The sequence below is a fragment of the Bacillus sp. KS1 genome, assembly GCF_020075515.1.
Classification (GTDB): Bacteria; Bacillota; Bacilli; order Bacillales; family Bacillaceae; genus Bacillus; species Bacillus velezensis.
On sequence record NZ_JACAWW010000027.1, the window covers coordinates 58,262 to 80,214 of the forward strand.

Annotated in this window: 21 protein-coding genes; 12 read left to right on the top strand and 9 right to left on the bottom strand. The window is 48.2% G+C overall.

All coding sequences use genetic code 11. From position 1 onward, the window contains the following. Positions 1–46: 46 nt before the first annotated feature. A complete protein-coding gene (locus HWY38_RS18825; protein ID WP_224182391.1) occupies positions 47–910 on the bottom strand; it encodes a DNA-3-methyladenine glycosylase family protein in 864 nt (287 codons plus the stop codon). 106 nt (positions 911–1,016) lie between these two features. Here HWY38_RS18825 and corA point away from each other — a divergent pair, with 106 nt between their 5' ends. From corA to HWY38_RS18840, 3 genes are all read left to right on the top strand, one after another. Further along, positions 1,017–1,976 (top strand): magnesium/cobalt transporter CorA, encoded by a 960-nt coding sequence (gene corA / locus HWY38_RS18830; RefSeq protein ID WP_115941310.1) that lies wholly within the window; start codon positions 1,017–1,019, stop codon positions 1,974–1,976. A 63-nt stretch (positions 1,977–2,039) separates the two neighbouring features. After that, positions 2,040–2,687, top strand: a complete 648-nt coding sequence (locus HWY38_RS18835) for a hypothetical protein (RefSeq protein ID WP_224182392.1) — start codon at positions 2,040–2,042, stop codon at positions 2,685–2,687. Between the two features lie 50 nt (positions 2,688–2,737). Then, the gene (locus HWY38_RS18840) at positions 2,738–3,598 is read left to right on the top strand and encodes an NAD(P)-dependent oxidoreductase (RefSeq protein WP_224182393.1); all 861 of its coding nucleotides are present in this window, start codon (positions 2,738–2,740) and stop codon (positions 3,596–3,598) included. 37 nt (positions 3,599–3,635) lie between these two features. Here the strand turns inward: HWY38_RS18840 and pdaA are convergent, their stop codons facing one another. Next, complete coding sequence (gene pdaA / locus HWY38_RS18845) at positions 3,636–4,427, bottom strand: delta-lactam-biosynthetic de-N-acetylase (RefSeq protein ID WP_003155556.1); 792 nt, start codon at positions 4,425–4,427, stop codon at positions 3,636–3,638. 100 nt (positions 4,428–4,527) lie between these two features. After that, positions 4,528–4,713, bottom strand: a complete 186-nt coding sequence (locus tag HWY38_RS18850) for an SE1561 family protein (RefSeq protein ID WP_003155558.1) — start codon at positions 4,711–4,713, stop codon at positions 4,528–4,530. Positions 4,714–4,859: 146 nt separating this feature from the next. On the opposite strand from HWY38_RS18850, the gene yfkAB reads away from it, so the two are divergent. Together yfkAB and HWY38_RS18860 are read left to right on the top strand one after the other, a co-directional pair. Beyond that, entirely contained in the window at positions 4,860–5,981 is a 1,122-nt protein-coding gene (gene yfkAB, locus HWY38_RS18855) for a radical SAM/CxCxxxxC motif protein YfkAB (RefSeq protein ID WP_224182394.1), read from the top strand. A 6-nt stretch (positions 5,982–5,987) separates the two neighbouring features. Next, on the top strand, positions 5,988–6,821 hold the full coding sequence (locus HWY38_RS18860) for a mechanosensitive ion channel family protein (protein WP_007408513.1): 834 nt from the start codon (positions 5,988–5,990) through the stop codon (positions 6,819–6,821). A gap of 28 nt (positions 6,822–6,849) precedes the next feature. Here the strand turns inward: HWY38_RS18860 and HWY38_RS18865 are convergent, their stop codons facing one another. Then, the gene (locus tag HWY38_RS18865) at positions 6,850–7,644 is read right to left on the bottom strand and encodes a YfkD famly protein (RefSeq protein WP_087920754.1); all 795 of its coding nucleotides are present in this window, start codon (positions 7,642–7,644) and stop codon (positions 6,850–6,852) included. Between the two features lie 70 nt (positions 7,645–7,714). Beyond that, on the bottom strand, positions 7,715–8,770 hold the full coding sequence (gene cax, locus HWY38_RS18870) for a calcium/proton exchanger (RefSeq protein ID WP_224182395.1): 1,056 nt from the start codon (positions 8,768–8,770) through the stop codon (positions 7,715–7,717). A 158-nt stretch (positions 8,771–8,928) separates the two neighbouring features. Between cax and HWY38_RS18875 the strand changes: the two genes are divergently transcribed. Beyond that, positions 8,929–10,107, top strand: coding sequence for an MFS transporter (locus tag HWY38_RS18875; RefSeq protein WP_029326001.1), 1,179 nt, complete (start codon positions 8,929–8,931; stop codon positions 10,105–10,107). 184 nt (positions 10,108–10,291) lie between these two features. On the opposite strand, the gene HWY38_RS18880 is transcribed toward HWY38_RS18875, so the two are convergent. The 3 genes from HWY38_RS18880 to HWY38_RS18890 are packed head-to-tail and all read right to left on the bottom strand — an operon-like array spanning position 10,292 to position 11,956. Further along, positions 10,292–11,131, bottom strand: coding sequence for a YihY family inner membrane protein (locus tag HWY38_RS18880; protein WP_007408509.1), 840 nt, complete (start codon positions 11,129–11,131; stop codon positions 10,292–10,294). Positions 11,132–11,142: 11 nt separating this feature from the next. Beyond that, on the bottom strand, positions 11,143–11,469 hold the full coding sequence (locus tag HWY38_RS18885; RefSeq protein WP_224182396.1) for a hypothetical protein: 327 nt from the start codon (positions 11,467–11,469) through the stop codon (positions 11,143–11,145). 13 nt (positions 11,470–11,482) lie between these two features. Next, entirely contained in the window at positions 11,483–11,956 is a 474-nt protein-coding gene (locus tag HWY38_RS18890; RefSeq protein ID WP_044802008.1) for a low molecular weight protein-tyrosine-phosphatase, read from the bottom strand. 155 nt (positions 11,957–12,111) lie between these two features. On the opposite strand from HWY38_RS18890, the gene HWY38_RS18895 reads away from it, so the two are divergent. From HWY38_RS18895 to HWY38_RS18915, 5 genes are all read left to right on the top strand, one after another. Further along, complete coding sequence (locus HWY38_RS18895) at positions 12,112–12,327, top strand: DUF1128 domain-containing protein (protein WP_003155571.1); 216 nt, start codon at positions 12,112–12,114, stop codon at positions 12,325–12,327. Between the two features lie 334 nt (positions 12,328–12,661). Continuing rightward, a complete protein-coding gene (locus tag HWY38_RS18900) occupies positions 12,662–13,855 on the top strand; it encodes an MFS transporter (RefSeq protein ID WP_007408506.1) in 1,194 nt (397 codons plus the stop codon). A 26-nt stretch (positions 13,856–13,881) separates the two neighbouring features. After that, positions 13,882–14,643, top strand: coding sequence for a type I 3-dehydroquinate dehydratase (gene aroD, locus HWY38_RS18905; protein ID WP_224182397.1), 762 nt, complete (start codon positions 13,882–13,884; stop codon positions 14,641–14,643). A 65-nt stretch (positions 14,644–14,708) separates the two neighbouring features. Further along, positions 14,709–15,593: a shikimate dehydrogenase gene (locus tag HWY38_RS18910; RefSeq protein ID WP_108654888.1), complete on the top strand. Its 885-nt coding sequence runs from the start codon at positions 14,709–14,711 to the stop codon at positions 15,591–15,593. Between the two features lie 137 nt (positions 15,594–15,730). Continuing rightward, entirely contained in the window at positions 15,731–16,762 is a 1,032-nt protein-coding gene (locus HWY38_RS18915; RefSeq protein WP_012117072.1) for a LacI family DNA-binding transcriptional regulator, read from the top strand. A 20-nt stretch (positions 16,763–16,782) separates the two neighbouring features. Here the strand turns inward: HWY38_RS18915 and HWY38_RS18920 are convergent, their stop codons facing one another. Beyond that, entirely contained in the window at positions 16,783–17,298 is a 516-nt protein-coding gene (locus HWY38_RS18920; RefSeq protein ID WP_003155578.1) for a type 1 glutamine amidotransferase domain-containing protein, read from the bottom strand. Positions 17,299–17,518: 220 nt separating this feature from the next. On the opposite strand from HWY38_RS18920, the gene HWY38_RS18925 reads away from it, so the two are divergent. Beyond that, complete coding sequence (locus tag HWY38_RS18925) at positions 17,519–21,811, top strand: multifunctional 2',3'-cyclic-nucleotide 2'-phosphodiesterase/3'-nucleotidase/5'-nucleotidase (RefSeq protein WP_224182398.1); 4,293 nt, start codon at positions 17,519–17,521, stop codon at positions 21,809–21,811. The last annotated feature ends 142 nt before the right edge of the window (positions 21,812–21,953 follow it).

Genomic DNA, 21,953 nt, shown 5'->3' on the forward strand with positions numbered 1-21,953 from the left:
TGCAGCCGGCGGTTCCTTCATGTTTTTCACTGGAAGTTTCCTTTTTTCATTCAATGCTTCTCCACAAGTACAAGGACGCATAGCTTAAATACGGCGCCCATTCCCTGCTTACCTGGAGCATCATGTCTTTTGACGGTTTATCCTCTAGAGCGAAGCGGCGTTTGACGGCGTTTTGCAGGCCGATGTCCGCCAAAGGAAACAGATTCGGCCGGCCGAGGCCGAACATGAGGACGTTTTGGACGGTCCACGGGCCGATGCCTCTGATGGTGATCAGCTTTTTCATAATGTCTTCATCCGATAAATGAGAAAGTTCCGCCAGATTGAGCGCTCCGTCTGCAATCATCCGTGAAATGTCAATCGCATATTCCGCTTTTCTCATGCTGAACTGGAGCTCCCGCAAGTCCTGATAATCAAGCGCCGCGATCGTTTTCGGCTCGGGATAGCACCAGACGCCGTCTATTTGTTCACCGAAGGCATGGACGAACCGTTCCGTTAAAGTAAAAGCGAAGGAAAGGTTGAGCTGCTGGTGGATGATGCATTTCATGAGACAGTTGTAGACGTCATATTCCAAGACGAGCGGGGTTCCCGCATGCTCCTCAAAAAGCGCCGACAGATTTGTTTTTGAGAAATGATCAAGTACAGGCTGAAGCGGCTGCTCCCACTGAAAAATGTGTTTGATCCGTTCAATCATCTCTTCGCGGTCCGTTTCTCCGCTGACGAGGAAGACCGGGTCTGCGGCGGTGCCTTCCGCTTGAACCGTGATGACGGACAGTTTGCCATCCCGTGTTCTGAGCGGCACTTTGATTGATCTTGCTTTAAGATCGACCGCATTCAGCGGATCGAGCGACAGTCTTTCAAGGACTTTATCAAAATGATACGGCGGTGTGACTGAAACCATTTCCTTCCACATATGCTCCACCCCTTTTTGTCCAAGTATATCATGAAGCGGCCGAGCGGCAATTCGTATACTTTTCTTCATAACGCCGCATGATATAATGGCAGGCGGAGGGTTGTTTATGATACATATAACCGCAATCACAACACATAATGAGATATTAGATAATATCCCCCTATCACGTACAGAACAACCGGACATCGCATGGTACTGGATTGATTTTTTCGGCGCTGAGATGCATGAAACCGAGCTGCTGCGGGATTATTTTCATTTTCATCCGCTTGCGATCGAGGATTGCTTTCAGCACATGCAGCGGCCGAAAATCGACCACTATGACGGCTACCGTTTTTATGTGCTCCACGCCTTGAACCCGGACACACTGGAAATGGAAGAGGTGGACATTTTTCAGTCCGACCGTTTCATCGTCAGCTTCCATTTGCACGAATCGCCCGGCGTCTCAAAGGTGAGAGAACGTTTTTTCGCTTCTCCGGGATTAGCCAAAAAAGGGCCCGGGCACATCACTTATATGATTATGGATCAGCTTGTCGATGAATATTTCCCCGTGCTGTACAAAATTGAAGACCGGCTGAATGAAATTGAAGACAGCAGAACCCATAAATCTTACGGCACTTTAATGAATGAAGTGTTTGAATTGCGGACTGATCTTTTGAACCTGAGGCGGACGATCATTCCGATGCGCGATTTAATGTACCGGATTTTGAGCCTTGACCATGTAAGAGAAAGCCGTGAAACGAAAGCGTATTTCAGCGATATTTATGACCACCTGTTAAAACTGGCTGAGCTGATCGAGTCAAACCGTGATATGACGTCAGATTTGCGGGACAGCTATGTGACGCTGAATTCAAACCGGATGAACGCCATTATGATGACATTAACCATCGTCTCGACCATTTTTATCCCGCTGACGTTCATCGCGGGGGTTTACGGCATGAATTTCGATAACATGCCTGAGCTTCATTGGAAATACGGCTATTTTATCGTTTTGGGCGTAATGGCCGTCCTTGTGGGCGCCATGCTGTTTTGGTTCGCCCGCAAAGGCTGGTTTAATATTTTCAAGTAAGAACGGCTGCCGGCTGTTCTTTTTTTTGAGAAAACATGATAGTCTGGAAAAAAACGTAAAGAGGTGTGCGCCGTTACCATCCTTTCTCACAAAATCATTTCTTCTGTCCTCCTGGCTTTCAGTGTCATATTCATTGCCCCGCTGTATAACGGCCGTACGGTGTCTGATTACATCTTTGAGTTACTCGGCTTTTCCTCTTGGTCGGAAGATGGAGCCCATATCTCCGTCATTCCCGGGGTCGTGCTTTACTTTGCGGCGTTAATCTGGTGTGCCGCCGCGTTCAGGCGGACGCTTCCCGCGGCGGGGCTGTTTCTGATCTTTCTCAGTATGGGGGCCGCTTCCGGTATCAGTCCTGCCACCGAATATGCCGCTTTTTCCTTAAAACAGTTCGCGCCCGAAAAAGAGGCTGTCGAATATTTGAAGCACCGCAGCGAATGCAGTCATCTGGTTGAGCAAAAAAGAGCGGGCATGAGCTGCACGCTTTATATCAATCATTACGGAAAAGGGGAACAAACCATTTCTGTCACCCCGGATTTATCAGAAAACATAAAGGACGTCACATTCAAATCAAAAACATTCACTGTAAAACCCCGTTCAAAAACAATCATTAAAACGCGGTTTAGCGGATTTTATAAGGGGAAAGCCGCCTCAGACTCCGGATGGTCTTCAGAACCTGAACTGAAAGTGGCAATCCTGTACACAGCAGAATAACCATTTTGCATGTATAATGGTGGAAAACTTTTCATTGGAGGGACTGTGAAATGAAGATCGCCATCGTCGGACTCGGCAATATGGGCCGCCCCATCGCCGAAAATATAATAAAAGCCGGATACAGCCTGACTGTATATAACCGGACGAAAGAAAAAGCGGCTGACCTGCTGGAAAAAGGGGCTGAATATGCCGAAACGCCCAGCCAGGCAGCTGAACATGCAGATATCGTGCTATCCATGCTGTCAGACGATGAAGCCGTAACAGGCGTGACGTTCGGAGCTTGCGGCATTATTGCCGGGTTATCTGAAAACGGCATTCATATTTCAATGAGCACGATCAGTACGGCGCTGTCAGAACAGCTTTCCGCCGCACATTCGGGCAGAGGGCAGTCCTTTATTGCCGCTCCCGTCCTCGGCCGCCCCGATGCCGCCGAGAAGGCCGAGCTTCGCATCATCACAGCCGGACCGGCGGAAGCGAAGAAAAAGGCCGAACCGCTGCTTAACATCCTGAGTCAGCAAGTATTTGACACGGGTGAAGAAACAAAAACGGCCAATGCCGCGAAAATCAGCGTCAATTTCTTGCTCGTTTCTATGCTGGAGGCGTTATCTGAATCATTCTTAATGATGGAGAAGTTCGGGTTAGAACAAAAACAATTTTTAGAAATCGCCGGCGCGCTCTTTGGCTCTCCCGTCTATCAAAATTACGGAACCATGATGGCTGAGGAGAAATTTGAGCCGGCCGGTTTCAAATTGTCTTTAGGGCTGAAGGATACCAATCTGGCGCTCGCCGCCGCAGAACAGGTTTCTGCAAAACTCCCTCTTGCAGAACTGGCCAAGAGCCATTTTGAAAGCGGGATCGCACAAGGCTTCGGGGATCTGGATTGGGCTGCACTGATTAAAAGCTTAAAATAACAAAATAACACCTCTCCATTACCAGGAGAGGTGTTTTCTACAGGCGCGGCAGCTTCATTTCTTTCTCAAACATCAGGTCATCAATGCTTTTAAACGTGTAGCCTTCTTTTTTCAAATCGGTAATGGCATCGTCCAGAGCTTCTGAATTGTCCTTTGAAACGGTGTGAAGTAGGTAGATCGCGCCGGGATGCGCCTGCTTTATCATGTGATCATAGGCATATTGTTTCCCTTTTTGCTCGTTAACCTTCCAGTCGACAAATGCGACGGACCAGAAAACGGTTTGGTAGCCGAGGCGCTTCGTTTCTTTGAGGACATATTCGCTGAATACGCCGCGCGGCGGACGGAGATAGAGGTTGTCCCGCTTTCCGGTAATGTTGTACACAGCTTCCGTGACGGAATCGAGTTCGTCTTGAATCTGATCGCCCGTTTTTGTCGTCAGATCAGGATGATGAAAAGAATGATTGCCGATGATATGGCCTTCCTTTGACATCCGTTTAATCAAATCAGGCTGCTCTTTCACAAAATGACCCGTGACAAAAAAAGTGCCCGTGACGTGATGTTTTTTTAACACATCAAGCACTTTCGGGGTGTACCCATTTTCATATCCGTTATCAAACGTTAAATAGATGGTCTTTTCTTTCGTATTGCCCAAATAAAAGGCATCATATTTTTTGACCAGATTGTCCAGCTGTCTGCCGGCATCCGGCGGCTGATGATTGACGCTGCGTTTAAAGCCCCAGTTTATCCGTTCATTCGGCACGGCTTCTGCGCTGTTGATGCCTCCCGCAAGTAAAACGGCCATGCAGCAAATTGAACAAAACCATTTCATGACCAGCACTCCTTCTGCATTTTTCCTTATTTTGCAGTAGGCCCTGCCCTTTTATACAGCCGCATTATGGAAAAAGAAAAACCCCGGCATCCGCCGGGGTTTATTCCCAATCCTTTTTAAAGCGTTCGTATTTTGCTTCCAGATCATCAAGCATGCCGATGAGCCGGTCTATATCTTCAACATCCGTTGATTCAGGGTCTAATGAATCAATGACATTCATAAACATATCGAGTCTGTTCTTCAGGTAATCGAGCTGCTGATCTTTGCTGTTTACTGCATTCCCCATACTTCCACTCCATTCATTTTTTATAATGGTAGCGTATTTTTTGCCGTTTTTCAATGGTTCCGCTACTTGCGATCTTGGCAGATCAGGTCTAAAATTAACAGTTGGCAGACGTTAGTATGCCCCATTTATAAAGGAGTTAGATAGTCATGACACAAAACACAACACTGCGTCCGATCACACCGGAGTACGATCCTTGGGAAGCGTACATGGATGTCGACCAGTATGGAGATATGAAACTGACGAACGTTGAATTCACAACGACGACTTTGTGCAATATGAGATGCGAGCACTGCGCCGTCGGGTACACGCTCCAGCCAAAAGACCCGGATGCGCTGCCGATCGACCTTTTATTAAAGCGGCTTGATGAAATTCCTCTGTTACGCTCTATCAGCATTACGGGCGGCGAACCGATGCTTTCGCTGAAATCGGTAAAGGAATACGTCGTCCCGCTTTTAAAATATGCGCATGAACGCGGCGTCCGTACACAGATCAATTCAAACCTGACGCTTGATATCGGGCGCTACGAACGGATTATTCCTTATTTGGACGTTCTTCACATTTCCCACAACTGGGGAACGGTCGAGGACTTTGCCGACATCGGATTTGCGATGATGGAGAAGAAACCGACATTTGAACAGCGGGCGCGCTATTTTGACAAAATGATTGAAAACAGCCGCACGCTTGTCGAAGCAGGCGTAATGGTTTCAGCGGAAACGATGCTGAACAAACGGACGCTGCCGCATATTGAACATATTCACCGGCAGATTACGGAAGAAATGAAATGCCAGCGGCACGAAGTCCATCCGATGTATCCGAGTGATTTCGCCAGCGCGCTTGAATCACTCAGCCTGACGGACATGAGACAGGCCATTCATCATCTGCTCGACATTCGCGATGAAGAGACATGGATGCTGTTCGGCACGCTCCCGTTTTACGCATGCAGCCCTGATGAAGAAGACCAGAAGCTCCTCCGCCGCCTGCGGGAAGCGAAAAACGTTACGGTGCGAAACGACCCTGACGGCCGCTCCCGCCTGAATGTCAACATTTTTGACGGAAATATCATTGTCACGGATTTCGGCGATACACCGCCGCTCGGTAATATTAAAACAGACAGCCTTCCTGAAGCATATGACAAGTGGAGACAGACGAAGCTGAGCAAAGAGCTGAACTGCCGCTGCACAAACGTCCGGTGCCTCGGCCCGAACGTCCTTGTCAAAAACAGTTATTATCAGGACACGGATTTTTCATTACGAAAAGCCAGAGGTTAACAGAAGATGGAAACGACAATTACGGACATTTTGAAAAGCAAAGTGGTTGAGATCATCATCGTCGCTCTCGTGCTTTACGCCGGTGTTTTTCTGATCAACCGCTTTGTCCAGGTGTTATTTAAACGCACGGATTTCTTAGAGGAACGGAAAGGGAAAACGATTGAAAGCCTCGTCCGGTCCATCACCCAGTATACGGCGACGATCGGGTTTATCTTTTACGTCATTTCTTTATTCGTTCATGATTTCGGCCGAATTTTAGCGGGGGCGGGTGTTGCCGGTATCGTCATCGGTTTCGGCGCCCAGTCATTAATCAAGGACATATTGGCCGGTGTCTTTTTGATATACGAACGCCAGCTTCATAAAGGCGATTACGTGACGATTAACAATCTGTTCAACGGCACAGTCGAAGAAATCGGACTCCGTTCCCTCCAGATCCGTGAGTGGACCGGCAAGCTGCTTACCATTTCAAACGGTGAGGTCAGACAGCTTCAAAACTATAACATTGATTTTATGCGGATTACCGAATCCGTCGTGATCAGTTACAAGGAAGATCCCGAGCGGGTATATGCCGTCTTAGAAAAAGCCTGCGACATGCTCAATGATGAGCTTCGCGATTCACTGAAGCGGGATGAATTTCTCAATGCGACGGAGCCGTTTCAAGTGCATGGAATCATGAGCCTGAACAAATTGACAAGAGGCATAGAATTTACCGTCAAAGGCATGGTTCAAGACACAGAATACTTCTCGGCGAGCCTTGCGGTGAGACGCGTTCTTGCCCGGGAGCTGTACAACAACAATGTGCAATTGCTTGAGGAAATGTATCACACACAAAAAAGCTGATTCCCGAACCGGAATCAGCTTTTTTTATTTATCTCGGCTGCGCTGTCATTTGAAAACCGAATGTGACGTGATCCTGCACCGGAATCCAAGCCCCGATTCCTTGCGAAGTCACATTTTTGACGACAAGTTTCCGCTTGCTGCCTTTCAGCACCAAATACACTTCACCGTATGTTACTTTTCCTTTTTCATTAACGGCCGGAGCGTAGGCGTGCAGGTAGCCGAGCCGCTGCGGAGAAATTTTGTAGGTTTGATCGCGTTTTGTGCCTGCGCCGATAACCGTTTCAAACGCGAGGGGCAGTTTTGTTTTCTTCATCGCTTTTTGCATCATCATGCTTTTTACGTCTTCTGCGTTCGGCACCTTCGCAGTGAGCCCGCCTTTGATTTTGTATTGCTGTTCTTGGGCGTATGAGATAACCGCGGTTTGCTGCCCGCCCCGGTTATCCGCTCTGTTCGTATTGATTTTTTTATATTCCCAGTTGGCGACCGTTTCGTTCGATTGATAGCCGAGCGCCCATTTCCCGAGAAATATTGTCGCCCGGTAGCCGATGGCAAGCGGTGAACCGGAAACCGAGGATTCATTCAGCATCTTTATCAGATGCGGATTTTCGATGTTGATCTCGGATGTATCTAACAATTCCTTCGCCAGTTTGCTCGGCTGAAGCATCGGCTGATCCTGTGAAGCATTCGGATACGTATTTTCCTTTGAAATGCTTACGACAGAGTTGGGAACTTTAAACGGTTTTTTTGCATCGGCAGACGGCGTTGCGAAAAAACTAAAGGATAACAGCAGAATCAGTGTGGCATGAAACAGCTTTCTCATCATATCACTCTTTCTATAGCATTTTCCTTTAGTCTTTTCCTCCGCAATCGTTGTTATCCGCATTTTTTACAGGTTAAAGCAGGAAAAAACCGATCGCCATGATGACATAAGCGGCAAGGAGCGTAGCCCCCTCAAACCAGTTCGAATCACCGTCATTTGAAATCATCGTCATCAAAAGGACGGATGATATCATCGCGACAAGCTCGGGCAATGTGAATACAAGCGGCATATTGACCGGAAAAAAGATGGAACAGATCACAAGAACCGGAGCCACAAACATGGCGATCTGCAAAGTCGAGCCTACCGCGATTTCAACGGCGACATCCATCTTGTCTTTGTACGCCATAATAATCGCCGACGCATGCTCTGCGGCATTTCCGACGATTGCGACGATAATCACTCCGATAAACAGCTCGCTCCAGCCGAACTGTTCAGCCACCGCATGAAACGTATGGACAAGGTTTTCAGATATGTAGGCGACGATAATGGTTGAAATAAATAAGACGGCTGTCGCTCTTTTCCCCGACCACTCAGGCTGCTCCTTTTCTACCTTTGCCTCCGGCTGATTCGGCTGATAAACACCGCGATGGGTGACGAGCTTGAAATAAAGAGCCGCCACGTACAAAAGGATCATGATGATGCTGATGCCGACACTCAAATCAAGCTTGTTTTTTTCCCCCATATCCATGGAAAACACTTCGGGAATGACAAAAGCTACGATAATGGCAAAAATCAGCAGGCCGGAATTATGCCGGGCATCATGAATATTGAATTCCTGCCGCTTGTATTTCAAACCGCCGATAAAAAACGACAATCCCGCGACGAGCAGAAGATTGCCGAGCACCGAACCGGTCAGTGAAGCAAGCACGATGCCCGTCAGCCCTTCTTTTAAGGCAAAAAGCGATATAATAAGCTCTACCGCATTGCCGAACGTGGCATTCAGCAGACCGCCGATCCGCGGTCCCGCGATAATGGCAAGAGATTCAGTCGCTCTCCCCATATAACTTGCAAGCGCAATAATCGTCAAGCAATAAATAATAAACAAAACCGCTGACGGCCAGTGCATCAGGCCGCCGATGACTGAAAGCGGCACTCCCGCCGCAGCCGTAAAGAAAAAAATCCGATTCATATCTGCCTGGCTCCTTTTTTCGAATGAGTCTTTTTATATCCTTCTCAAAAACTCCCTCAATTACACTTCCGCGGCAGCCCGAATTGGCATTTTCAGGTTGCCGGACGCGACAAATCCGTGTACGATCAAGAAAGAGACTGAAGAAGGAGAAATACGCGATGTCACGACTGTACTTCTTTATTTTGGTTCTGCTTGTTTCCATCTCCGGATTTTCCCAAGGCATGCTTCTGCCGGTGATCTCCGTCATTTTTGAAACGAACGGAGAATCAGCCGCCATAAACGGACTTCACGCAACCGGCCTTTATATCGGCGTGCTTCTGGCGTCGCCGTTTATGGAGGCCCCGCTGCGCAAGCTCGGATTCAAACCTCTGATGGTCATGGGCGGATTTCTTGTTATCATCAGCTTATTCAGTTTTATTTGGCTTCAATCCATATGGTTATGGTTTTTTCTTCGGCTCTTTATCGGAATCGGGGATCATATGCTGCATTTTTCAACCCAAACGTGGGTGACGTCAAAATCAACGCCCCGAAACAGAGGAAGAAACATTTCGCTGTACGGACTGTCCTTCGGGCTTGGATTCGCTGTCGGCCCGTTCATGGTCCCTCTTGTGAAAACAAGTCCGTCCCTTCCGTTTATCGTATCCGGCTGTATCAGTCTTGCCGCCTGGCTGTTTGTGTTTGTCTTACGTAATGAGTACCCGGCGCAAGGTCCGGATGAAACATCCGGGGATAACAGCGCAAAACGGTTTTACCGCGCCCTTCTTTTCGGCTGGGTCGCTTTTCTCCCGGCTTTCGGGTACGGTTTTTTAGAAACGGCGCTGAACGGAAGCTTTCCCGTGTACGCCCTGCGCTTAGGCATATCCGTCGATGCCGTCGCGCTGATATTGCCCGCTTTTGCCATCGGAAGTATTGTATTCCAGTTCCCTCTCGGTTTATTAAGCGATCGATTCGGGAGAAAACGTGTCCTGCTCGTCATCTTATTAACGGGTGCCCTTTGCTTTTTGACGGCCGGACTGTTTCCGTCGCCTTCTGTCATCGGCTGCTGCTTTTTCACGGCGGGAATGGCGGTCGGCAGTATGTTTTCCCTCGGCATCAGCTATATGAGCGACCTGCTGCCGTCCCATCTGCTGCCGGCGGGCAATCTGCTCTGCGGCATTTCCTTCAGCCTTGGCAGCATGATCGGCCCGGTGGCGGGCGGCTGGTATATGCAGCGGTTTGAAAGCGCCAATTTGTTTTACTTTATTACGGTGATTCTGGTCTGTATTTGGCTTGCGCTCGTCTTCGGGAAAACAAAGCACAGTCCCGCATCCGAATCCCATTCTTTTCCGGCCTCATAAAAAGCCGCCTGATCTAAGTCAGGCGGCTTCTTTCTAGTGGTATCCGTTCTGCCCGTTAGCGCTTCCGCTTGTTTTATTCTTCGGGCCGTTTTTTGAGTTTTGTTTATTATGGCTTCCGCCTTTTTTCGTATGCTTGGTCATAGCCGATTCCCTCCGTTTTTCAGCTTGAACGTCATCCGTTCCTCTATAGCTTGCTCCCGCGGTACGGATTTTCATCAGGAAGCTTTTTACGTTTATGTAAAAGCGCGTTGATTTCTCCTCCTAAAATCAGCAGTGTTCCCGTAAGATAAAACCAGATCATAAGGACGATAATTCCCCCGATGCTCCCGTATGTGGCGCTGTAGTTGGCAAAGGTGCCGACGTAAAATGAGAACAGCATACTGACGATAATCCAGCCGGCTGCCGCAAATACGGCTCCCGGCAGGACAAAACGGAGGGAAAGCCTTTTATTCGGCGCGAAAATGTAAAGCGCGGTAAACACGATTAACAGGATAAGCGGACTGATACCCCAGCGGACAACCGACCACACCTGCAAAAACAGGCCGGAGGCGCCGATGAAATCTGCGGCCAGCATTCCGATTTCTCTGCCGAACACCGGCAGAAGCAGTGCGATTAAAATCGTAACCACCATCGCGATGGTTAAAAAAATTGAGGTCAGGCGAATGATGATAAATGAGCGGTTTTCCTCGACTTCGTAGGCATGGTTAAATGCTCTGACAATCGCGTTCATACCATTCGAAGCCGACCAGATGACGGCGATAATCCCGAATGACAAAAGCCCGCCGCTGCGCTTGTTCAGCGTTTGCTCCGTTATGGATTTCACCATAGACATGGCGCTGTCGGGCGCGTATTGATCGACCGCCCCGAGCACGTCTTCTGCCGATATGGGAAGATAGGCGGTGAGCGTCAGCATGAAAATCATCAACGGAAACAATGACAGCAGGAAAAAATACGCCAGCTCCGCCGATTTACTTTGTCCTTCATGCAGTGAAAACCTTGCAAACAGCTCCTTTATAAAACTCATGACATCCCACCTCAATGATCGTTTTTCGAAAAATGCTCCTTCGTTTCTTTTAACAAGTCAATGACCTGCGGCGTCGTCTGCTTCAGCTTGGTGATCTGCCTGTTTAAAAAACTCAGATCTTCCGATACGGTATTGGCGATGATTTTCACTTGATCCAGTTTTGCGGAAGCCTGCTGTTTCAGGGCTTCAGGATGTTTTCGGTAAAATGCCGCACGGCGCCTGCACGCGTCCATGTTCCGGAAACATCCCTCTCTCGTCGGCTTATGTAATAAGGACAGTGCTCCGCCGGCGGCAGCGCCGATCAGAATCGCTTTTGTCATGATGCGTGTCTGCTTCATCGGTCAATCCCCCTTATAAGTGATGGTCTTTCTTTATTGTCTCCAGCAAATGACGGCACCCGGACTCGACCAAAGCGTACACCTCGCTGAAATTCCCGGTATAATACGGATCGGGCACGTCCGCAAGGTCCGACTCCGGTACATAATCAAGCAGCCTTGCAATACGCGGCGCCGCTTTTTTATAACCGGCCATGCTGCGCAGATGTCCGATATTTTCTGCATCCATCGCGATGACGTAATCAAAATCGGTCAGATCAGACTCACGGACCTGCCTCGCCGTGATGCCGCTTGAGCTGATCCCTTTCTTCTTTAGGATCTCCTTTGTCCCTTCATGCGGCGGATTTCCCGCATGCCAGGCGCCGATTCCCGCTGAATCAATGTTAATCTGCCCGTTCAGCCCGTTTTTCTTCACCATATCAGAAAATACCGCCTCTGCCATAGGCGACCGGCAAATATTTCCCAGACAGACAAACAGCACATGTATCATATCAATAACCTCCCTATTCTTTCCCCGCATTTTGAGGATCAAAAACCTTATCATCATATTAGCAACTTTTCTGCGGCTGTGGAAATAAGCTTTTATTCTAAATGAATTCTGTTAGAATAAAGGGTACGAAAACGGTCATGAAAGGATGCATGAATTTGCCGAGCCAACAAACAGAAACGTTAAACAAAATGATTGAAGACATTTCGCAAAAGCTCAACATGCTCAATGTCGGTGTCATCAGAGCGGAAGATTTCAGTGATGAAAAAATAGAAGATCTTACATACCTTCATCAAATGGTCATGAAAAAAGCATCATTCAGCCCGAGTGAAATGCAGGCCATTGCCGAGGAGCTCGCCTCTCTCAGAAAATAAACCCATGTCAGACCTGCCAAAAAACGGCGGGTCTTTTTTTGATTTAAAAAAGCAAAAAATAAAAGTTCATCGGTTTGACACATATAAAAAGAAGGAGTATAGTAACTGTGAACTTGGTAGAACGATATACTAAATGAGCGGGCCGCTTATCTTTTTTTATTTAGTAGAACGATATACTTGATGTGATATCAGCGTTATTCAAGTTTGTCTCTGCAGCCGTTTTATCAAACCAGTTTTCAAAGAAAGGCAGTGGTTCAATAAAGGGGAATGGATCTGCGCTTATCAATTAAAAAAATAATTTAATTCTTTATTAACCGCATTAGGGGATGTCATCATGAAAAACATATACACCAAAATGGCAGCGGGTCTTTATATTAACTATTTCCTGCTGGGCATGATCAATATTATTATCGCATCCAATATGGAGGCATTATCAAAACAGCTTCATACATCCGCAGCCGGGGTCAGCTATTTGGTCTCCGCCATCGGGATCGGGAAGCTGATTTCGCTTCTGTTTGCCGGGAAGCTTTCGGATACATTCGGGAGACGGCCGTTTATCGTGTCGGGCGCCTTTCTGTATCTGATTTTCCTAATCGGAATTCCGCTTTCGACAAACTACACGGCCGCGTTTATCTTCGCCATTTTCGCCGGGATCGCCAATTCCTTTTTGGATTCCGGGACATATCCGGCGCTTATTGAAGGATTTCCGAAAAACGCAAGCTCTGCAACCGTGTTAATCAAAGCGTTTGTATCCATCGGCGCGACGGTGCTTCCGTTTTTTATCGCGTTTATTGCGGACAGGCATTTGTTTTACGGCTGGACGTTTTTCGTACCGGGCATTATTTTCTTCCTGAACGGCTTTTTCCTGTTAAAAGTTCCGTTTCCGAATCATAAGCAAAAAGAAGACGGCGGCCGGACGGAAGCCTCCCCGTCTGATGACGCGTTCACATCACAGCCGTCGATATGGCGCGAAGGCCTTGCGATCATTCTGTTAGGCTTTTCATCTACGGCGCTGTTTATGCTCGTTCAAGTATGGCTTCCTAAGTTCGGGCAAACCGTTTTGGGCATGCCTGAGGTGCAGGCCGTCAAATTGTTGAGCTATTACAGCATCGGGGCGCTTGTGTCCGTATTATTGCTGGCCGTGCTGTTAAACAGAGTGATTCAGCCGATTACGGTAATGGTGCTGTACCCTGTGATCGCGGCAATCGCGCTGCTTGCTCTGATTTTCATTCATCAGCCGGCCGTATCAGTCATCAGCTCCTTTGTCATCGGACTTTCAACTGCGGGCATTCTGCAATTGGCGATGACGGTTATGGCTGTTTTATTCCCTAAAAATAAAGGTACGATCACATCTTTTGTTAATATAGCATCAAGCTTATCTTTTATTGTCATTCCGCTTGTAACGGGAGCGATATCCAAAGCGGCCGGCCTGACGCCTGTTTTTCTGCTTGATATCGGAATTGCGGCCGTCAGCGCCCTTCTCGCATTGTTTATCGGAATCCGCTTTAAGCAAGTGATGAAAGCCTGACTATTTTTTAAGGGAGAGGATTTATCATGCAATCTATCACGATCAGAAACACGGTCATCGGCGAAGGGCTTCCGAAGATCATTGTGCCGCTGATGGCGGCCGGAGAGAAAGAACTGCTTGAAGAAATTGAAGCCGTCAATAGGCTTCGCCCGGATATCATTGAGTGGCGGGCAGATGTATACGAGCATGTTGACAGCCTGGACGCCGTAAAAAGCATGCTTGAAAAGCTGCGGAAAGCCGCAGGCGCAACACCGCTGCTTTTCACATTCAGAACTCATAAAGAAGGCGGAAATAAAGTTATTGATGACCGCTTTTACATTGAATTGCTTAAAACCGCCATCGAAACAAAACACATTGACCTTGCAGACGTTGAGTTGTTTACGGGAGAAGCGGAAGTCAAATCAATTGTGAAAACCGCTGAAGACAACGGCGTATATGTCGTCATGTCCAATCATGATTTTCATCAAACACCGAAAAAAGAAGAAATCATTTCCCGGCTGCGGAACATGCAGGCGTACGGCGCGCACATTCCGAAAATCGCGGTGATGCCGCAAAGCACTGAAGATGTTTTGGTCTTATTGGATGCCACTCACACGATGAAAACACAATACGCAGACCGGCCGATCATCACAATGTCAATGGCGGGGACAGGCCTGATCAGCCGCCTGGCCGGCGAAGTCTTCGGCTCAGCGTGCACGTTCGGAGCGGGCAAAGAAGCATCAGCGCCCGGACAGATTCCCGTTGAGGAATTGCGCAGCGTACTCAGCATTTTAAATAAACATATGTAATCAGCGTTTTTCTGCCCTCAAAGCGGGATGAAAAACAAATGAATGGACTAACGGAGGAATACATCATGAAGAAAGAATTAGGACGGATTAACGGAAAAACTCAGCTTATCGGATTATTCGCGACACCGATCGGACACTCTTTATCTCCGGCGATGCACAACCTGGCGTTTAAAAAATTAGGATTGAACTACGCTTACCTCGCGTTTGAAGTCGGCAATGAACAGCTGGAAGATGTGGTAACGGGAATGCGCGCCTTAAACGTCAGAGGATTCAATGTCTCGATGCCGAACAAGATGAACATTCTCCCTTACCTCGATGAACTCGCGGATTCAGCGAAATTCACCGGCGCGGTGAATACAGTCGTTAATGAAAATGGCAGACTGATCGGACACTCCACTGACGGTATGGGATACGTCCGCAACTTAAAAGAACACGGCATCAATATCACAGGCAAAAAAATGACGCTGGTCGGTTCCGGCGGGGCCGCCACTCCGATAGCGATTCAATCCGCATTGGAAGGCCTCGGAGAAATCTCTATTTTCGCCCGCAATGACGCGTTTTTCGAAAAAGCGGAAGAAAACGTCCGCATCATCAATGAAGAAATGAAGGGATCTTCTTGCAAAGCGAAAGTCTTCCCGCTCGAAGATCAAGATGCGCTGCGTGCTGAAATCGCTTCAAGCGATATTTTCACAAACGGAACGGGTGTCGGTATGAAACCGCTTGAAGGCTTGAGCGTCATTGAAGATACATCCATGCTCCGTCCTGATTTGATTGTGACAGACGTCGTTTACAACCCCGTGACGTCGAAATTGCTTGAACAAGCTCAAGCGGCCGGCTGCAACACCATTAACGGCCTCGGCATGATGCTTTGGCAGGGCGCCATGGCGTTTGAATATTGGACAGGCCGTGAAATGCCGGTTCAGTATATTAAAGAGCAAATGTTTGAATAACCTATTGTGACAGAAGCGCCGAAGGACAATCCGTCTTCCGGCGCTTTATCTTTTTCTCCCTCCTCTCTCTTTCTTCTCAGCCGCCAAAACGCTTATAATGGATGTAACGAATAAAAACCAAGTGAGGAATGCGACGTATGAAACAGCAAAAAAAACGCCGGGTGACATTGCAGCAGGTCGCTGAGCATGCCGGCGTCTCAACATCCACCGCTTCATTAATCGTTCGCAATAATCCGCGAATTTCCGAAGCGACCCGTGAGAAAGTGCTGCAATCCATGCGGGAGCTGGGATACGTATATGATCGGGTTGCCGCGAATTTACGATCACAGACGTCTACAACTGTAGGTTTGATTATTACTGACATTTCCAATACGTTTTTCTCAGAGTTTCTGATCGGCGTTCAGAATACGCTTGAGGAAGTCGGATTAACGGTGCTGTTAGGCACGACATTTGATTCCGTCGCCAAGCAGGAGCAGCTGATCTCGACCATGCTCGAGCACAGGGTCGGCGGATTGATTTTGTGTCCGGTTTCAGGTACAGCTGAGGAAACCCTTTCCCGCCTTGAGCAGCTTGACATTCCGGTCGTGCTCGCCGTCAGGGAGATTGCCGATGCAGATTGTGATTTTGTCGGAGCCGATTATGAGGAAGGCACCTATAAGGCAGTGCGTCATTTCATTGAGAAAGGCCATCAGGAGATTGCGTTTTTGGGCGGCGTGAAGCACTCATCAACATGGACGAAACGTATGAAAGGGTTTAAAAAAGCGCTCCGTGAAGCGGATCTGGAAGTAAAAAATGACTATGTCATTGACAGCGCCCCGACCCGCGAAGCAGGCTGTGAAGCCGTGACGGAGCTCCTCCGCCGGTCTGAGCGCCCGACCGCGATTTTCTGCTTCAGTGATTTGGTCGCGTTCGGCGTCATGCAAGGGATCAGAAAAGCCGGGCTCATTCCGGGCGAAGATATTGACATTGTCGGCTTTGATAACGTGCCGGAAGCTGAAATTTCTTATCCCCCGCTTACAACCGTTTCTTCCTTTCCGCGGCAGTCGGGAAAAGAAGCGGCTCAATTGCTGCATCATAAAATCACCAATTCCCAGCACAAAAAACAACGCATTATTCTGGCGCCTGAGCTGGTCATCCGGGAATCTTCACAAAAAAAGCGGAACGCCTGATACGGCGCTCCGCTTTTATATTACGCAAGCAGTTTTAATGATTCGCGGTTGAATGCCGGAATGTCATCCGGTGTGCGGCTTGTGACCAGCTGATTCTGACAGACGACAACTTCTTCATCCACAACATTCGCGCCCGCGTTTTCCATGTCGATTCGGATTGAAGTAAACCCTGTCGCTTTGCGCCCGTCCAATGCTTTCGCGTTGATGAGAAGCTGAGGTCCGTGGCAGATGGCGAACACCGGTTTTTTATCATCCATAAACGCTTTGGCAAATTGGACGAAACGGTCATCCGCACGCAGCATGTCAGGAGAGAATCCGCCCGGGATCAGCAATGCGTCAAAGTCTTTCGGATTCACATCATCGATGGACGCGTCCACTTTCACTTCCGCTTCCCCTTGTTTGCCTTTGACTGTTTTTCCTTTTTCCTGTTCAATTACGGTTAATTCATGACCCGCATCTTTAAAAGCTTTCGCAGGTTCAGTATACTCGACATCCTCAAAATAATCCGTTAATACAACTGCAATTTTTTTACCCATAGTTACTACCTCCTGCTTGATGAAGTCTACATAAATCTATGTACCCCAGCCACACTAACATCAAACATAGGTAACGCGTTTGCCGCTCATCCGTTTTACATAGGTCATTATCCTCATTTTTCATCTTTTTACAAGAATCATCATGAAATCTATATGAACTTTCACAAAATATTCTTACAATGGTACTGCATGACAAAATTTGTTGAAAGGTGGAGAACAGGTGAGAATACAGAAAAGACGATGCAGCGTCAATATGACACTCCGTATTCTGCTGCCCCTAGTTATGATACTTAGTCTAATCCTCCCAACATCACCCATTAAAGCAGAAGAAAACAAATCCTCCAGTGTGAATCTCAGCATTTTAGCCACAACTGACGTTCACGCTAACATGATGGACTACGATTACTACAGTGACAAACCGACAACGGAATTTGGGCTGGCCAGAACGGCTCAGCTTATTGAGAAGCACAGGCGCGAAAACCCGAATACGCTGCTTGTCGATAACGGAGACCTGATTCAGGGGAATCCCCTCGGAGAATACGCCGTAAAATATGAGAAAAATGATATCATTTCAGGCGCAAAGACCCATCCGATCATTGAAGTGATGAACAGTCTGCATTATGACGCAGGAACACTCGGCAATCATGAATTTAATTACGGGCTTGAATTTCTGGACGGAACAATCAAAGGCGCTGATTATCCGATCGTCAACGCCAATGTGAAAACATTAAGCGGCGAAAACCGTTATACGCCTTATGTCATAAAAGACAAAACCGTCACGGATGAAAACGGCGGCAAGCATCAGATAAAAGTCGGCTACATCGGTTTTGTTCCTCCCCAAATCATGACGTGGGATAAGAAAAATCTCGAAGGCCGCGTTCAGGTCGAAGACATTGTAGAATCCGCAAAGAAAACCGTTCCGAAAATGAAAGCTGAAGGAGCCGATATCGTCATCGCCCTCGCCCACAGCGGCATCGAAAAAAAAGCGCAGTCTTCCGGAGCGGAAAACGCCGTTTTTGACCTGGCAACGAAAGTCGGCGGAATTGACGCGATCGTATCCGGCCATCAGCACGGGCTTTTCCCTGATGCCGAATACAAAGGCGCTGATCAATTCGACGTCGATAAAGGCACGATTAACGGCATCCCCGTTGTTATGTCAAGCAGCTGGGGCAAATATGCGGGCGTCATCGACCTCCGGCTTGAAAAAACAGACAGCGCGTGGCATGTGGAAGATGCAAAAGGAAGCATCGAGCCGATTGCCGGCAATGTGACGTCGGAAAACGAAACCGTCGTCAATACCGTCAAAAAAGCGCACGAAGGCACTTTAAAATACATCAGAGAACCCGTCGGCCAGACAAAAGCCGATATCAACAGTTTCTTCGCCCAAGTCAAAGATGATCCGTCCATTCAAATCGTAACGGATGCGCAAAAGTGGTACGCCGAAAATAAGATGAAGGATACGGCATACAAAGATCTGCCTATCCTCTCGGCGGGCGCCCCGTTTAAGGCCGGCGGGCGGAACGGCTCAAACTACTATACAAACATTTCCGCTGGCGGCCTCGCCATCAAAAATATCGGCGATTTGTACCTGTATGACAACACGGTTCAGATCGTCAAGCTGAACGGAAGCGAAGTGAAAGACTGGCTCGAAATGTCCGCGGGGCAATTTAATCAGATCGATCAGGCTAAAGGCGGCAGCCAAGCGCTTTTAAATGACGCCTACCGCTCATACAATTTTGATGTCATTGACGGTGTCACCTATCAGGTCGATGTCACAAAACCGGCGAAATACAACGAAAACGGAACAGTCATTCATCCCGATGCAAGCCGGATCGTCAACCTTTCTTATCAAGGAAAGCCCGTCAGCGCCAAGCAGGAATTTCTGATCGTCACAAATAATTACCGCGCTTCAGGCGGCGGAGGATTCCCTCACTTAAGCAATGATAAAATCGTATACTCTTCAGCCGATGAGAACAGGCAGGTCTTAATGGATTACATCATCCAGCAGAAAACGATTAATCCGCAGGCTGATCATAACTGGTCCATCCTTCCGGTCAAAGGGACAAACCTGACATTTGAATCTTCCTTGGCCGCAAAGCCGTTTGCCGACCGCGCAGATGACGTCGCCTATATCGGTGAATCACAAAACGCGGGCTACGGACAGTACAAGCTCCAATTCAAAGATGATGAACCGGGCACAGATCCGCCGAAAGATGATGCATGGAAACTCACCGTTATGCATACAAACGACACGCACGCCCACCTTGATAACGCGGCGAGGCGGATGACGAAAATCAAGGAAATCAGAAGCGAAACCGACCGCAGCATTTTACTGGATGCGGGAGACGTCTTCTCAGGCGATCTCTATTTCACAAAGTGGCAGGGGCTGGCTGATTTAAAATTGATGAACAGCATGGGCTACGACGCCATGACCTTCGGAAATCATGAATTTGATAAAGGACCGGGTGCTCTCGCCAGCTTCCTGAGCGGTAACGGAAGCGCGGCTGACCCGTCCGGAAAATACAATTTCCAAGCGCCTGACTTTCCGCTCGTCAGCTCAAATGTCGATGTGTCCAAAGAGTCAAAACTCAGACCATTCATGAAAAAAGCAGACACATTTACGGCAGGGAAAAAGAAAAAAGCAGGCATCTATCCATACATTCTGCTTGATGTAAACGGAGAAAAAGTCGCCGTATTCGGCTTAACGACAGAAGATACGTCCGTCACATCAAGCCCGGGAAAAAGCATTGTCTTTCATGATGCCTTCCAATCCGCACAAGATACGGTAAAAGAAATACAGAACAAGGAACATGTCAATAAAATTATCGCCCTGACCCATATCGGGCATCAGCGTGATCTCGATCTTGCCAAAAAAGTAAAAGGCATCGACTTAATCGTCGGCGGACATACGCATACGCTTGTAGATAAAATGGAAATTGTTAAAAACGAAGAGCCGACCATCGTCGCCCAGGCAAAAGAATACGGCGAATATTTAGGCCGTGTCGATGTCGCATTTGACAAAAACGGCGTCGTTCTGCCGGAACAATCCTCTCTTCAAGCGCTGCCAGTGAACGAGCAGACGAAAGAAGACCCGGCTCTGAAAAAAGAGCTTGATCCGTTTAAAAAAGAGCTCGTCTCAGTCAAAAATGAAAAAGTCGGCTCAACGAAGGTCGCACTTGATGGCCAGCGTGAGCATGTCCGCTCCAAAGAAACCAATCTCGGAAACTTCATCGCGGACGGCATGCTGCAAAAAGCGAAGGAAGCGGCCGGCGCCCAAATCGCGATCACAAACGGGGGCGGCATCCGCGCGGGTATTGATAAAGGAGACATCACACTCGGCGATGTGCTGAATGTAATGCCGTTCGGCAACACGCTTTACGTCGCGGATTTAACCGGCAAACAGATCAAACAAGCCTTGGAACAAGGGTTAAGCGGAATTGAGGCTCAAGGCGGCGCCTTCCCTCAAGTTGCCGGTTTAACATACACGTTTACACTGAATAAAAAGCCGGGACACCGCGTTCTTCAAGCTGCGGCCGTACAGGATGACGGCAGCGTAAAGCCGATTTCTGATAAGAAGACATACAGAGTCGCCACCAGTAACTTTGTCGGTGAAGGCGGAGACGGATATTCCGTCTTTAACGAAGCGTCCCATAAAGAAGACCTTGGCTTTGTCGACTATGAGGTCTTCACCGAGCAGCTTGAAAAAGCGGGAAAAGCGGTTGAACCGAAAGTTGACGGCCGCGCGCAGGAAGTGTACCTGCCAACGAAACAAAAAAACGGTTCCTGGACGCTTGAAGATGACAGCGCATTTGCCGTCTATGCCAAAAACGCCAACACGCCGATCGTGTATTACGATAAGAATGACGGCGCCAAAAAGCCGATTGATCTCAGCGTGACCAAAAAACAAATCGGCCTGTTAAAGGACAGAACATCGGATTCTTCCCTTACGATCCTGCATGACAAGTTCAGCATGAAAATGCCGATGGCAAACGCTGCTTCAGCTGATATACGATTCGGCGTGACGCCGAAAGGAAAAGTAAGCGGGGCGCTTTCAAATGTATACGACTTTACAATGAAGCAGAAAAACAAAGACATCAAAACATTCAAAGCGCCGGTAAAACTCACCCTGCGCATTGAGAATACGAAAAAGGCGAAACAGCCCGGCATTTATCATGTAGACCGGAAAAAGAACGTCTATACAAAAACAGACAACGGTTCGGTTTCACACGATCTCGTCACGGGCTATACAAATCATTTCAGTGAATACACCATATTAAACGCAAACACGAAGAGCGCGCCGCCGACAAGCGGCGATCACGGCTCCGGAAAGCAGCCAAGCGGACAAAAACCGTCATCCGGCCCTGCGCAGGACGGGGTATCCCCGGGCGGCCTGCTACCTGATACGGCCACGACGATGTATTCCATCCTTCTTGCCGGGTTACTCATCAGCGCGCTCGGAACGGCACTGTATCTGCATCAAAGAAGAAAAGCAAAAAAAGTGAACGAAGCATAAAAAGACCGCTTTTATCGGGCGGTTCATCCCAAGAGCTCTCCTGATCTGAAATCAGGGGAGCTTTTTCTCTCGGTCCCCTTCTGAGTCGACAGCCGTACGGCCGAGTGATAAAATATGACCGTTATTCGCGAAAGATTACATC

What these genes read in the sequence shown, in the direction of transcription:
- HWY38_RS18825 (WP_224182391.1), bottom strand. Translation starts at nt 910, where the DNA reads ATGTGGAAGGAAATGGTTTCAGTCACACCGCCGTATCATTTTGATAAA.
- corA (WP_115941310.1), top strand. Translation starts at nt 1,017, where the DNA reads ATGATACATATAACCGCAATCACAACACATAATGAGATATTAGATAAT.
- HWY38_RS18840 (WP_224182393.1), top strand. Translation starts at nt 2,738, where the DNA reads ATGAAGATCGCCATCGTCGGACTCGGCAATATGGGCCGCCCCATCGCC.
- pdaA (WP_003155556.1), bottom strand. Translation starts at nt 4,427, where the DNA reads ATGAAATGGTTTTGTTCAATTTGCTGCATGGCCGTTTTACTTGCGGGA.
- HWY38_RS18850 (WP_003155558.1), bottom strand. Translation starts at nt 4,713, where the DNA reads ATGGGGAATGCAGTAAACAGCAAAGATCAGCAGCTCGATTACCTGAAG.
- yfkAB (WP_224182394.1), top strand. Translation starts at nt 4,860, where the DNA reads ATGACACAAAACACAACACTGCGTCCGATCACACCGGAGTACGATCCT.
- HWY38_RS18860 (WP_007408513.1), top strand. Translation starts at nt 5,988, where the DNA reads ATGGAAACGACAATTACGGACATTTTGAAAAGCAAAGTGGTTGAGATC.
- HWY38_RS18865 (WP_087920754.1), bottom strand. Translation starts at nt 7,644, where the DNA reads ATGATGAGAAAGCTGTTTCATGCCACACTGATTCTGCTGTTATCCTTT.
- cax (WP_224182395.1), bottom strand. Translation starts at nt 8,770, where the DNA reads ATGAATCGGATTTTTTTCTTTACGGCTGCGGCGGGAGTGCCGCTTTCA.
- HWY38_RS18875 (WP_029326001.1), top strand. Translation starts at nt 8,929, where the DNA reads ATGTCACGACTGTACTTCTTTATTTTGGTTCTGCTTGTTTCCATCTCC.
- HWY38_RS18880 (WP_007408509.1), bottom strand. Translation starts at nt 11,131, where the DNA reads ATGAGTTTTATAAAGGAGCTGTTTGCAAGGTTTTCACTGCATGAAGGA.
- HWY38_RS18885 (WP_224182396.1), bottom strand. Translation starts at nt 11,469, where the DNA reads ATGAAGCAGACACGCATCATGACAAAAGCGATTCTGATCGGCGCTGCC.
- HWY38_RS18890 (WP_044802008.1), bottom strand. Translation starts at nt 11,956, where the DNA reads ATGATACATGTGCTGTTTGTCTGTCTGGGAAATATTTGCCGGTCGCCT.
- HWY38_RS18900 (WP_007408506.1), top strand. Translation starts at nt 12,662, where the DNA reads ATGAAAAACATATACACCAAAATGGCAGCGGGTCTTTATATTAACTAT.
- aroD (WP_224182397.1), top strand. Translation starts at nt 13,882, where the DNA reads ATGCAATCTATCACGATCAGAAACACGGTCATCGGCGAAGGGCTTCCG.
- HWY38_RS18910 (WP_108654888.1), top strand. Translation starts at nt 14,709, where the DNA reads ATGAAGAAAGAATTAGGACGGATTAACGGAAAAACTCAGCTTATCGGA.
- HWY38_RS18915 (WP_012117072.1), top strand. Translation starts at nt 15,731, where the DNA reads ATGAAACAGCAAAAAAAACGCCGGGTGACATTGCAGCAGGTCGCTGAG.
- HWY38_RS18920 (WP_003155578.1), bottom strand. Translation starts at nt 17,298, where the DNA reads ATGGGTAAAAAAATTGCAGTTGTATTAACGGATTATTTTGAGGATGTC.